9 protein-coding genes are annotated in these 13,161 nt (G+C 48.6%); 2 read left to right on the top strand and 7 right to left on the bottom strand.

What is annotated here, in order from left to right; genetic code table 11:
* Positions 1-2 precede the first annotated feature (2 nt).
* From ON006_RS04825 to ON006_RS04810, 4 genes are all read right to left on the bottom strand, one after another.
* Positions 3-1,454, bottom strand: a complete 1,452-nt coding sequence (locus ON006_RS04825) for a RagB/SusD family nutrient uptake outer membrane protein (RefSeq protein WP_244819603.1) — start codon at positions 1,452-1,454, stop codon at positions 3-5.
* Between the two features lie 11 nt (positions 1,455-1,465).
* Positions 1,466-4,987, bottom strand: a complete 3,522-nt coding sequence (locus ON006_RS04820) for a SusC/RagA family TonB-linked outer membrane protein (protein WP_244819604.1) — start codon at positions 4,985-4,987, stop codon at positions 1,466-1,468.
* A gap of 184 nt (positions 4,988-5,171) precedes the next feature.
* Positions 5,172-6,224, bottom strand: a complete 1,053-nt coding sequence (locus ON006_RS04815) for a FecR family protein (RefSeq protein ID WP_244819605.1) — start codon at positions 6,222-6,224, stop codon at positions 5,172-5,174.
* A 172-nt stretch (positions 6,225-6,396) separates the two neighbouring features.
* Positions 6,397-6,984 carry a sigma-70 family RNA polymerase sigma factor gene (locus ON006_RS04810; RefSeq protein ID WP_244819606.1) on the bottom strand — a complete coding sequence of 196 codons (588 nt, stop codon included), beginning with the start codon at positions 6,982-6,984 and terminating at the stop codon, positions 6,397-6,399.
* Between the two features lie 524 nt (positions 6,985-7,508).
* Between ON006_RS04810 and dgoD the strand changes: the two genes are divergently transcribed.
* A complete protein-coding gene (dgoD, locus tag ON006_RS04805) occupies positions 7,509-8,657 on the top strand; it encodes a galactonate dehydratase (RefSeq protein ID WP_244819607.1) in 1,149 nt (382 codons plus the stop codon).
* Between the two features lie 123 nt (positions 8,658-8,780).
* On the opposite strand, the gene ON006_RS04800 is transcribed toward dgoD, so the two are convergent.
* Complete coding sequence (locus ON006_RS04800) at positions 8,781-9,014, bottom strand: hypothetical protein (protein ID WP_244819608.1); 234 nt, start codon at positions 9,012-9,014, stop codon at positions 8,781-8,783.
* Between the two features lie 498 nt (positions 9,015-9,512).
* Here ON006_RS04800 and ON006_RS04795 point away from each other — a divergent pair, with 498 nt between their 5' ends.
* Positions 9,513-10,487 carry a c-type cytochrome gene (locus tag ON006_RS04795; RefSeq protein ID WP_244819609.1) on the top strand — a complete coding sequence of 325 codons (975 nt, stop codon included), beginning with the start codon at positions 9,513-9,515 and terminating at the stop codon, positions 10,485-10,487.
* Positions 10,488-10,668: 181 nt separating this feature from the next.
* Here ON006_RS04795 and ON006_RS04790 read toward each other — a convergent pair whose 3' ends face one another.
* Positions 10,669-11,655, bottom strand: coding sequence for a DUF1735 domain-containing protein (locus ON006_RS04790; protein WP_244819610.1), 987 nt, complete (start codon positions 11,653-11,655; stop codon positions 10,669-10,671).
* Positions 11,656-11,698: 43 nt separating this feature from the next.
* The gene (locus ON006_RS04785) at positions 11,699-13,141 is read right to left on the bottom strand and encodes a SusD/RagB family nutrient-binding outer membrane lipoprotein (RefSeq protein WP_244819611.1); all 1,443 of its coding nucleotides are present in this window, start codon (positions 13,139-13,141) and stop codon (positions 11,699-11,701) included.
* Positions 13,142-13,161: the final 20 nt, after the last annotated feature.

Below are 13,161 nucleotides of genomic sequence, written 5' to 3'. Positions count from 1 at the left end.
GATCAATACCCCGCATTCTGCCCGATTGCTTTGGCATCCAGGGCCGGTATAGGCAGCAGGTAATCAGTCTGCTGGAAGCCCTGTGCATTGTCCGGCAGATTGACCTGCTCTAAAATCCGTTTTCTTAAAACATCAAAGTACCGGTCGTTTTCAAAACAAAGCTCATAGCTCCTTTCGTCAATTACCTTTTGGTCAAAAGCCGCTTTGCTCAATGCTAGGGTTGCCCTTGCTTCCTTGCCCGTAGCTGCATTGGCCCGGTCTATGATCAGATTCAGCCGGTCTACCGCAAGTTGGGTAGGCGCGCCGCCTGCCATGTTGGCTGCTTCTGCGTAGATGAGCAGGATGTCGGCAAAACGCAGCAGCTTCATTTCGATACCTGCATCACCACCGCTGACCTGCTGCTCATAAGTAAGGTTAGGCATATTGTATTTACCAATGTAGGGTACTCCGTCGGCAGATTTGGACCAGTTAATGATCGGCGCGGCAGGATCATAAATGTCCGAGGTAAAGTCAAGCAGCAGATAGTTGTGCTTGCGGGGCTGCTCGGGATAAATGTTGGATGCCCAGTAAATCTTCACAGGGCCACCGCTCCATCCGTCCATTTCGGAAGGCGCCCAGGCATTGCCCGGCATGTAAGGGGTTTGGGGTGTCGTATAGAAGGCAAACATAATTTCCATGCTGCGGTTGTTGGCTGTTTTGAAGACATCCTGCAAATTCGGTAGCAGCTTGTAAGGCCCTTTGGTAATGACCTCATCGGCCACATCGCGCGCTTTTGCATAATATTCGCTTTGATTGAGTGGAGCTGTTGCCCGGGTCAAATACGCTTTGGCCAAAAATCCTTTGGCAATCCATTTATTGGGTTTGCCAGGCGTTGCCGCTTCGTAGTCGCCCAGATGATCTGCTGCAAACGCCAGATCGGCTTCCAGCAGATCGTAGACCTTGGCCACTTCCAGACGGGACTCGGGTGTTAATGGCGTCAGTACCGGATCAGGCGTTTCTTCTGTGAGATAGGGAATTTTGCCATACAAACGTACCAGTGTGAAATAGTTGAATGCTCTCAGAAATCTCCCCTGCGCCACGACCTGATCGATTGCATCCTGCGAATTACCGGCCAGGCTTCCACCTTTGACCGCTTTCAGCACTGCATTAATGTTGGCAATGGATTTATAATGCCAGTTCCAAAGATCATTGAAGGAGGAAACCCCAAAGTCAAGACTGGTACCTTCAAAGTGGCCATCGGGAAAAGCAGGTATGTTCTGATACCCTCCCCATGTGACAAACAGGGCGTTGATCGATCCGGCATAAGCTGCCTCACACTGACTGAGGGTCGCATAGAAATTCCGCGGGGTGGAGATCCCTGCGGGTGCTTCCTGTAGACTCTCGCAGGAGAAACTGAGTATGATCAAAAGTAACGCGACAATACTTTTAGCTGGGTAGAATATATTCTTTTTCATTGGATGCACTTTTAAAATGTCAGATTAAGTCCAAACATGAGTGATTTGGCCGTCGGATAATTGCTCAGGTCAATACCCAGACCACCGGCCCCGCCGGCATTAAAGGAGCTCACCTCCGGGTCGTAGCCCGTGTACTTGGTGATGGTAAACAGGTTAATACCCGTCACATAGGTCGAGAGCCTGCTGATTCCTATCCTGCCGACAATGGATGTGGGAATAGTATAGGTAAGGGTTACATTTTTCATCCGCAGGTAGGAGCCATCCTCGATCCAACGGCTGGAACGCTGGTCGACGCCAATCCCCGAGGTTTGATTACTGCCCAGTTCCAGCAGGTTTCTTTCCCGTGAGCTCAAAAACACGGGCACGTCCGTATTTTGATTTTCAGCGCTCCATCTGTTTTTAAGATTGGTGCTTAGCCCGTTGGAGGGGTTTTCGGTTTTAATTCTGACGGCATTAAAAATCGCATTGCCATAACTGCCTTGCATCAGAAAAGTCAGATCGAAATCTTTGTAGCTCACCGTGTTATTCCAGCCATAGATAAACTTGGGCGAAGCATTCCCGATCACTTCCAACCCGTCGGCTGCCCTGGTTATTTTGCCGTCTCCGTTCACATCTTTCCACTTCGGCTCCCCTGGCGCCTGTCCCATTTTCTTAGCCTCGGCACGCTCTGCTTCACTCCAAGTTCCCAGGTTGGTATAGCCGCGCATCTGATCTACCGGCTGACCTACCTGTAAGTACTTCAAAGAAAAACCGCTGCCGTAGATCTGGTAGCCTCCACCCGTATTGGTCCGGATGGCCAAAGGAGCATTGTCAAGCAGGGTCAATACCTTACTTCGGTTGAAAGAAATATTGGCCGATGTGCTCCATTTTAGCGCCCCGGCCGCCAGAGGCTTACCTCCGACAGAAATTTCAAGTCCTTTGTTTTGTATCGAGCCCACATTGGAAAGAATCGTCGTAAAGCCTGTGTAGGCCTCTACCTGTTTGTTTAGCAAAAGGTCCGCAGTGGTCTTTTTATAAAGGTCCACTGTGGCAACCAACCGCTCTGCAAAGAAGCCCAGGTCCATACCCACATTGGTCTGCTGGGTAGTTTCCCATTTCAGGTTGGGATTGGCCGCCCGACCCAGCGCAAAGCCTACATTGGGCGCACTGTTGCCTTCGTAGGGATAGTTGAAACCAGAAGCAACCGTTGCCAGGGTTTGATAGGGCTGAATAGCCTGATTACCGGTTTTACCCCAGCTCGCGCGCAGCTTTAAATTGGAAATAGCCTTGATATTTTCAAGAAATGCTTCCTGGGAAACGCGCCAGGCAGCGGCCGCAGATGGAAAATATCCCCATTTATTATTGGCCCCGAAAACCGACGACCCGTCAGCCCGGTAACTGGCTGTGATCATGTATTTGTCATTGAATACGTAGTTGACCCGGCCCAGAAACGAATTCAAAACCTGCTTTGCCTGCGCATTGTAACGTTCATTAATCTGAGAGGCGCCGCCCAGGTCATTGATCCCGGTATCATCGCTGAAAAATCCCTGAGCGGAGATAAAAGAGCTCTTGGACTGTATCAACTGCTGTTCTGCTACGCCGGTGAAGGTTAGCGCATGCTTTTTATTGAAAACATTGCTGTATGTGAGAATGTTGGAATTCTGGTAATACTGATACTTGCTTTCGGTCAGATCACCCAGTCCGCTCACGCCACGGCCCGGCTGGGTTTTGGTGCTGTAATAATGCTGCTCATCATTGGAATTGATGCTGGCAGCGCCAGTAACCCGCAATGAGAACCCTTTCAGCAGTTTAAAATCCAGGAATGTGCTGATCTCGTTGGTAATGTTATTTTTCTCCGACTTGGTTTCTAAGGCGGTGGCCACCGGGTTCCATACATCACTGTCTGCATAGATCTTGGAGCCATCCGGGCCGCCTTTCAATGCCTTATTGTTGTAGTTTCCATTGGCATCATAAACCGGAGTAACCGGGTCAAATCGCGCGACGGTATTGATTACCTGCCCGAGGATATCCCCAAAACGCGTTCCTTCTCCTACCGGCGGCACATTGCCCTTGTCTTTGATCACGTTCAGGTTGATCCCTGCATTCATCCAACTGGTCACTTTCAGATCCAGGTTACTTCTTAAATTATAACGGGCGTATTTGGTATTGACCACAATTCCCTGTTGGTTCATATAACCGGCCGAGACGAAAAAACGGGCCGATTCACCGCCACCGCTGACCGAGAGCTGATGGTTCTGCAGTTTTCCGCTCCGGTATATTTCATTCTGCCAGTCCGTACCGCCATTGGCATCCAGCTGCGCAATCTGCTCGGTTGAAAAAGGTATCACCGGGGTAATGGGCGCGCTGGCCGTTCCATTCTGTGTGGCTGCCCAGTCGTTGGACTTGCGGGCATAGTAACCGGCATTCATCAAATCCAGTTTATGGTTCAGCCTCTGAAAGCCCATGCTGAAACCGTAGTTGAAGACCGCTTTGCCGGATGCGCCCCTTTTGGTTGTAATCAGTATTACCCCGTTTGCGCCACGCGCTCCATAAATCGCCGTGGCCGAAGCATCTTTGAGTACTTCCAGGGATTCAATATCGTTGGGGTTGATTGTCGTGATGTTGACCCCCTGTATGCCATCCACCACCACCAGCGCATTGTTACCACCCGTTATCGAGTTGCCGCCTCTGACGCGGATAGTGGCATTGCCACCAGGCGCTCCGTCCGTATTCTGCACCATGACGCCAGCAGCGCGGCCCTGCAAAGCCTGATCCACCCGCTGGGTGGGAAGCCGCGTCAGATCCGAGCCCTTTACCGAGCTGACCGAGCCGGTAAGATCTGACTTTTTCTGGGTACCGTATCCTACTACCATTACTTCATCGAGTGCTTTGGTGTCAGCGGCCAGTGCTATATCAATCTTTTTTCTGTCTCCGATAGTAGCTTCCTTTGAGAGATACCCTACAAAGGAAAACACCAGCACATCCGCATCCGAGCCGATGCTGATGCTGTACGCCCCGCTCGCACCGGTGACCGTACCACGCTGCGTGCCTTTGAGCACGACACTGACGCCGGGTAATCCTTCGCCTTTTTCATCAGTTACAGCGCCGGTTACAGTTCGGTCCGGTGGACTGGTGGCAGGCATTGCACCCAGAAAATTGTCCGGGTCACCGTCCGCGCCGGGAGAATCTGTCCAGGACCGATGCAAGAGAATGGAGCCGTCCACGAGCCGAAAACCAATGTTCATGGGTTTCAATGTGGTTTCAAGCACAAAAGAGAGCTTTTGGTTAACGTGGTGAACCGACAGTTTGCGCTGCGCGCCAATGGCCTTGGAGCTGTAAACGAAATCGACGCCCGTTGATTTTTCAAGAGTATTCAAAAAAGCGCCGACGTTGGTCTGGTCCAGATGAATCGTCACGATCCGTTCCAGCAGGTTTTGCGCATGGGTGGGCCCTGCCTGAATGGCACTTATCACAAAAGCCGCCAGGATAAATTGGTAGACGGAGTGTTTCATAACTACCCAGAGCCAGGTTTGACAATGTAGATGGTCTTTCATACTTTTGAATGTTTGTTAAGTTTTGTCTAGGATTTAGCAATAGCAGCCCTTTTACACCCTGAGATGGATGTTCTGACAGATACAGGAAGGGCCGAGTAAATCGGTACCGGTGCAACGGTACCGATTTCATTTTCAGAAACTCAGATAAAGTCAGCGCATAGTTTAGAAGGTTATAGATGGGTAATTATTGACAGCCTTTTCCTGTAATCAAAATCTTGGTCCCACGCACTTCGTAGCTCCCGTTGATGGTTCCGCAAAGCAGTTCCAGTTTGGTAAACAAGGCCTGGTGCGTGAGATTTCCAGTAAATGGACAATGGCTCAAAGATTCCTGCTCCAATTCAATTTCCGTTCCGTAGATGACTTCCAGCTGATGGATCACCTGGCCAATGGGTGTATCCTCAAATTCCAGCGAGGGGGCTGCCACCGCCGCTGACACAGCCGCGACAATGGGCTGAGGGTCCTCGGCGATACTGGTCACGAACTGCTCGTTATCAGGAAAATAGGTTGCTTTCTGATTGGGAGTCAAAATCACACCGCGATTGGGGCTGACATTGGTAAGGTCTTTGGCCGTCTGCCTGTACACGGTCACCTTACCGCTTTGAACGATCACCTGAATAGGTTGTCCTGGATCGCCTGTCCGGACCAGAAATGTCGTGCCCAATACTTTTGTAATGATATCACCAGAATACACCAGAAATGGCCGGCTGGGATCACGATGTACGCGGAAGCTGGCCTCGCCCAGCAATCTCACATCCCTGGTTTTCTGATTGAAATCCTTATGCATGGCCAGTTGCGCATGCGGGGAGAGCACAACAATACTTCCATCGGGCAGTTTCACTTCCTTGGACTTGTCGGTCTGATTAACAAACTGCGTCCACTGGGCCTGTTCCACTTTGTCGATCAGCGACTGCGGTCCAAACCAGTTTGGGAGAATTTTCTGGTTCCCATTTAAACCTATCACGATGGCGATCGCGGCAGCTATACCAGAAGCGGCCACGGCGAGTTGACGCCACAATGGCCGGATGAAAGGTACGGGGTCCGCACCTGCCAGCTGGCTTTGCGGCTGCACCTGACTCCACAGCTTTTGCTCCATGATAAGCCACTGCTCTTCTGAGAGCGGAATTTCTATGGGCTCTCCAAGCAATTCGTACCACTGCTCAACGAGCTGGATTTCGGCCGGTGTACATGTATGTGCTTCGTAACGGGTTAATAAGCCAAGAAGGGCAGATCGATTCATGAGCAAGCAACGTCAGAAGTTTTCATTTATATAGTATACAAATGCAGGTGCAGCCGTAAAAGAAATTTGCACTTATTTGAAAAATGAAAAACAAATGAGCACCAAATGGCAAGATTCTTGAAATAATTACATCCCAGACCTCCCTTTGACAATAGAAAAAAATGAGAGGGATCTACGAAAAAAGAAAGGAGGTGGCAATGGTGTAGGCCAGATAGTCTTTTAATTGAAACCGTAGCAGCCGTAAGGACTGTGTGATATGATATTCCACAGCACGATCAGAAAGCCCTAAGTGCGCTGCGATTTCTGAGGTAGAACGCTGCTCAAAACGGCTCATCTGAAATACCAGCCTTGTTTTTTCAGGAAGTAGCAGCAGGGCCTGTTCCAATGCGGCCGATAAGTCGGCCAAATCTACGTCGGTATCGGCCAATTGCTCAGCGGCTTGATATGAAGCTTCCCCCAGCTCGGCCTGCGCACTAGCAAGCTTGGCTTTAATGAAGCCGATCACGCTGTATTTAAGCGCCGTTTTCAGGTAAGCCTCCGGCTTTTCGATCAGGGTCTTTTGCCGGTTCTCCCACAATCTTAAGAATAATTCCTGCACCAATTCCTCGGCAGCCACCTGACTATTGGTTTTCCAGGTCGCAATCGAAAACAATGCACGCCAGTGACGCTGATAGATCGCCTCATAAGCTTTTGCGTCCCCTGTAAAAAGAAGCCGTCCCAGCATTTCATCGGGCAGCGTCGAATACAGATCATGCTCCATGGTAAGTGTTTAGGCCGGTACCGGTAAGTTTCCTGATAATCAAGTCAAGATACACAGATTTCTTTACAATGAAACTGCGTGCTGAGGCGGGCCGGGAACTGGCCGCTTCTGACTTAACCCCACACAATCTCTGGTTTGCCCCACCTCATTGAGATGATCTCGCAGCTGGTCATCATCTCATCACATTGGTTTCCCAGTGTTTAGGCCGCAAATTTTGCATCACCGATCGGGTTGAAAACAAACCAAGCCCTATTAGCCATACTTTACTAAGATTCAAATGAACAGGTTTTCAATGTTTTTTACCTACGTTGTGATGAGCGTATGCTTCCTCTCATACGGCCTGAGTACATGTAATTTAAGCGATACCTTGTCTGGCATTTACACCCCGGATTCCCGCGGTCTTTTTTTACTCAATTTCTCGCTCACTAATAGGATAGATATAAAGTTTTATAACATACTTTTAACTTTGGAAGAAACAGCCACATGTTTCTTCCAAAGTTTTTGCATTTATAAACCGGTGAAAAATGAAAATCAAAAGTTACGAGTTGTTTCAGGTGCCTCCAAGATGGTTATTTCTAAAAATAGAAACAGATGAGGGCCTCATTGGCTGGGGAGAACCGGTGATCGAGGGCAAAGCTGCAACAGTGAAAGCCGCAGTGATTGAGCTGATGGAAGCATTGATCGGTAAAGATCCGATGGATATTGAGGGGCATTGGAACACCATGTACCGTGGAGGATTTTATCGTGGCGGACCAATCCTGATGAGCGCCATAGCGGGTATCGATCAGGCGTTGTGGGATATCAAGGGAAAGTTTTATAATGCTCCTGTTTATCAACTTCTTGGAGGCAAATGCAGGGATAAGATCAAAGTGTATTCCTGGATTGGCGGCGATCGTCCGGCCGATGTTGCCAATGCTGCGAAACTGTCTTTTGAAAGTGGTTTCAAAGCCATTAAAATGAATGCGACCGACGAAATGCAGTACATTGATTCTTACGAAAAAATTGATCTGGTACTGGCCAGGGTCGGCTCGATACGTGACGCTGTGGGTTATGGCCTGGATATTGGCGTGGACTTCCACGGAAGACTGCACAAGCCTATGGCGAAGGTGTTGGCGAAGGAATTGGAGCAGTTCCGGCCTATGTTTATTGAGGAGCCTGTTTTACCTGAGAACAATGAGGCGCTACGTGAGATTGCCAACCATACCTGCATTCCTATCGCTACCGGTGAAAGAATGTTCAGCCGCTGGCAATTTAAAAATTTGTTAACGGACGGATACGCCGACATCATTCAGCCTGACTTGTCACATGCCGGCGGGATTACTGAATGTAAAAAAATCATGTCAATGGCCGAAGCTTTCGACGTTGCAGCAGCCCCACATTGTCCGCTCGGGCCTATCGCGCTGGCAGCTTGCCTGCAGGTAGATGCTACTTGCCACAACGCATTTATACAAGAGCAAAGTCTGGGTATACATTATAATCAGGGAAATGACCTGATGGATTATCTGCAAGATCAAGCAGTTTTTAGTTACGAAGGTGGTTTTGTCAATATTCCATCCGGCCCGGGACTAGGAATTCAGGTGGATGAGGCGCAGGTAAGGAAGATGGTCGAGGTAGGTCACAACTGGAAAAATCCGTTGTGGACACACGCCGACGGCAGCGCCGCTGAATGGTGATTGGGCTAAGGGCTGATTTTCAACAGACGGTACATTCTGATGGTGCGAGAGGCTATTTTAACTATTTTAAAAATAGCCTCTTGCTTGAATTTTCTAACTTCTTATCAACAGTTTTGAAGCTCGTCAGACGTTGTCCCACCCCAGTTGGCCAAGCCTTTCTAAACCCAGGCAACCAGCGACCCATTCAAGTTCTATGGCAATAAGTTTCTTGAAAACCTGCGAGATCCATTGCTCGGTATCTTCATCGGATGCCGCTTTGATAAACACATTGTGATTGTTTTCCAGCTGCACCGCGAAGCTGTGCGCTGACGACAACCCACAATCGGATACCGTCCACCGGATCGGTTTTTTTGTCAACTGCCTCCGGCAGGTCTCGTAAATGCTGTCGAGGCGCTTTTTCCGCTATTGTTAACCATATGCAATTTCCAGTTTGCAGGAAAGGAACTCGAAAACCCGGACTTAACCACTTTTCAAAACTTTCTCAGGATTGGTTCCTGCCGCTTTCACGGTCTGTGAGCCGATCAGGAAAAACGCAAATAACACCCCCAATTACGATCCGCCCAGCATTTCGGCCTGGCGGATAGACTGATGATGCGGGAATTTACTAAAACCATCTTCTCAAAAATCATATAAGTGAGCGGCGATGCAACCAGGTTCGAAATGACGAACAGAATTAAACAGCTTTTACAGAAAAGGTAGATCGGGCCGAGGGATGAACAAGCTTTAATTGTGTGTACGGTATGAAAGTATTTTTTGATTTAATATACTTTTGCCTATAACACTTCATCGGAATGCTGCACTGTCCTGGCGAGGGACTCTTGATGTTCATTTTACAACCCTAACTCCTCATTGAGAATGAAAAAAATTTTGCGAATTGTCGGTATTTTATTGGCAGTAGTCATCTTGGTTGCGGCCAGTGCGATCCTTTACATTAAAACTGCCCTGCCTGACGTGGGAGATGCGCCTGAAATCTCCATTGAAAAAACGCCTGCAAGAATTGAAAGGGGCAAATACCTGGCCAACCATGTGACAGTCTGCATGGATTGCCACAGCTCCCGGGACTGGAATCTGTATTCGGCCCCGCTACTGGAAGGCAACTTTGGGGGCGGCGGAGAGGTTTTTGGGCGGGAACTTGGTTTTCCCGGTGTGTTCCACGCCAGAAACATCACTCCATACGGCATTGGTCAATGGACTGACGGAGAAGTTTTCCGGGCAATCACCACAGGCGTCAGCAGAGACGGCAGTCCGCTGTTTGAAGTGATGCCCTATCACGGCTACGGCCAGCTCGACCAGGAAGACATCTACAGCATCGTCGCCTATGTCAGAAGCCTTGAAGCAGTCAAGCACGACATCCCGGCACCCGAGAAGGATTTCCCAGTCAATATTTTGATCAATACCATGCCATCAAAGGCAAATTTGCAGCCTAAGCCAGCGGAAAGTGATGTTTTGGCTACGGGTAAATATATGACGCGCGCCTCTGGATGTGTAGAATGTCATAGCATGCGAGAAAAAGGAAAGATCGTAGCAGGGACTGAATTTGGGGGAGGAATGGAATTTGTGTTCCCTTCCGGCATCGTCCGCTCGGCCAACATCACCCCTGACAAAACAACGGGAATAGGTCTTTGGACCGAAGATGCTTTTGTTAAAAAATTCAAAATGTATGCTGACTCCGGCTATGTGCCCCACAAAGTAGGTCCGACCGAGATGAACACTACCATGCCCTGGATGATGTATGCGGGTATGAAAGAGCAGGATTTAAGGGCGATTTTCACCTATCTGCGTAGTCTGTCACCGATCAGTCACACGGTGGTCAAGTTTCAGCCTAAGTGATGGAAGGTAAAATAGTCACGAATTTTTAGTCTACCTGCAAGAAATTTGTTCATAATTATTCAGATGCAGTGGGTTAATCAAAATCACCTACGAGCCAGAACCTTGAAGGCATGGCTAATCCACTTAAGAAACAGCGGCCTGGCAAAAATGCCCAGGCCGCTGGCTAAAAAATTCAAACTTTCTACCTTTCCCCTTTATAAGTCCATTTTTCTGTGAAGAATGTACGGTCAACCCCGCCAGCCTGAACCAAGATGTACTTTACCTCCAGGGTTTTGCTTCCATCATCGTTAACGGTGAATTTATTGACACCGGTCGGATCAAGTCTGGCCGAGCGGCCGCTTGAATTGGTTCCCTGCCCATAGAAGTTGGTCACACTGATCACTTTTCCGTCGCTATCCATGTTAAATATGGGTGCAAAGTTTCCGTACTGTGACGCATCCGGACCGTTCAGGATAGGATGCGTGTAATTATAGAAATCTGCACCGTTTGCGGAGTTTGAGAACATGGCCACTGAATTGGCGCCCGTAGTATGTAAGTCAGCATCAATTGGATAATTTCCTACAAGAGCTGAATTTGTTACGTCCAGCATTGGTTGCGTCGCTTCCACTTCATAGTTTCCATCATACTTGTTCTTGATACTAAAAAAAACAAGGATCGAGTCTTTCGAACTGCTTAGGTTGTAGCCTCCCGCGTCGGACACCGCAAATGCGAGTGCGTACTTTTTACCTAGATCGGTCCACTTGCTCCCATCAAGCTCGATCGTGAATTCTTTGGAAAAATCACCAGAGGCGAAGTTAACCTTATAGCCATCACCGGACTTTTCAAACGCAGAATTTGCCAGTTTGAAAAAATCGTCAGGCAGTGCTTCGAACGTTTCGCCGTTATGCACATTGAATGAATCAATCATGGCTTGCGATTGGGTCAAAACGAAAGTACTGGCCGTTTTCAACGTGGCATTTGAATTCGCATCTTTTCTTAGACTAAACGCATCCATGGTTTTCACTTCTGTGAAAGGGGAGAAGAAAAAATTCTGCTCAGGTCCTTCCAGAATCTTGACCAGGGTTTGCCCCTGATCGCCAAGTGGTACCAAATCATCATCAATACAGGAGCTCAGCACCATGGCGAGCATCCCTAGGGCAAGCAAACTTTTCGAAATTATATTTTTCATATATGTTAATATCAGGTTCTGAATAAAAGATACTTATCCTCGCTTATTGATCCCACCAAACCCGCGAATCCTGTGTGTCGCCACCGGTCAGCCTCGCAATCGCTTCTTTCACACTCACCTCGTTGCTGGTGTACTCATTGGATGCGTAGGTGTACCGGCGAACGATTTGACGCGATGAATTCACAGCGTTGACGGCCGGTGTCAAAGCCGGATATCCCGTTCTTCTCCACAGATTCCATGCTGCCATTCCGTTGGGATAGCTGGCAACATATTGCTGCGTGGCGATTTTAGCCAGGTTTGCTCCTGTGCCGGCCGATGCTGATAACGCAACAGCGCTTTGTGTAAAGTAGGATGCAGGTGCGGTCAGTCCCCATTGTTCATACGAAAGATCGATGCCTAGCTTGTAAGTGGCAGCAACATTTTCAGTTGTCCACCCATAGTCAGCGGCTTCGGCACGGGCAAGGGTTACCTGGCTTGCTGTAAGCACGTAGACCGGGCTGCTTTCGGTTCTTTTATCGCCTCTGAGCACACGTGCCCAGGTTGGATTGGCAGCCGTGAAAGCTTCTGCTGTTGCTCTCACAACACCATACGGCACGCCGATATTTGAGCTAGCATTGGCGTTTGCAGTTGTCTGGCTCTCGGTTGCACCTCCAAAAACGGTCTGCCGGTTGTCTGACAGCGAACCCATTAATGTGGTCATGGTTGCACTTTCGGCCAAGTCCTTACGACCATTGTAAGTATTAAACCAGTTACTTTTAAAGTTTCCCCCCGGATATTTTACCACGAAATTCTGGGCGTTGGTGGCGATCACGCCCGCAGGATCAGCCAAAGCGGATTTGAACTCAGTCGCCGCGTATTCGGAGGCACCTTTGAATTTTTTTGACAATTGTAAAGCAGCCATCAGTCTGATGGAATTCGCCGTTCTTTTCCATTGCGCAACATCTCCCGCAAAGATGACATCTCCGGTTATAGCAGAGCCATCAAATTGGGTAACAGCTGTTTTCAAAGTCGCAATCACACCTTTGTAAATCTCCTCCTGCGTATCATATTTCGGGCGGGAAAAATCAACGCCTTTCAGGGCCTCACTGTAGGGAACATCACCCCATTTATCAGTAACATTCAGGAAAATATATTGTTGCAATATGGTAGCGACAACATTCATATTGTTACTTTGATTCTGGACCTTGATGTTTTCAAGATCATAGAGATCTCCTGAGTATATTCCGGTATGGTCTATTTGCGGGATACTGTAAAGGGACGCATCCGAATACTGCGTTTCTGAAAAATACTGCGCATACATACCTCCCCGGCTATCAGATGCATAACCTCCGATGTGGGATTCAACATTGGTAAGAAGAGCCGCAATGCTTGGGTCCGTGGTTACAGACGGGTCTTTATTGGTATCTCCAAAATCCGCGAGATCGTCGCAGGATGAGAGAGAAAAAAACAATGATGTGCTTAGAATATATATTAGTTTCTTTTTCATATGAATTTTCAATTAGCTAA

Origin of the sequence: Dyadobacter pollutisoli, assembly GCF_026625565.1 — a bacterium.
GTDB lineage: Bacteria > Bacteroidota > Bacteroidia > Cytophagales > Spirosomataceae > Dyadobacter > Dyadobacter pollutisoli.
Note: the sequence above shows the minus strand (reverse complement) of the source record. Positions and strands in the feature narration are given on the sequence as shown.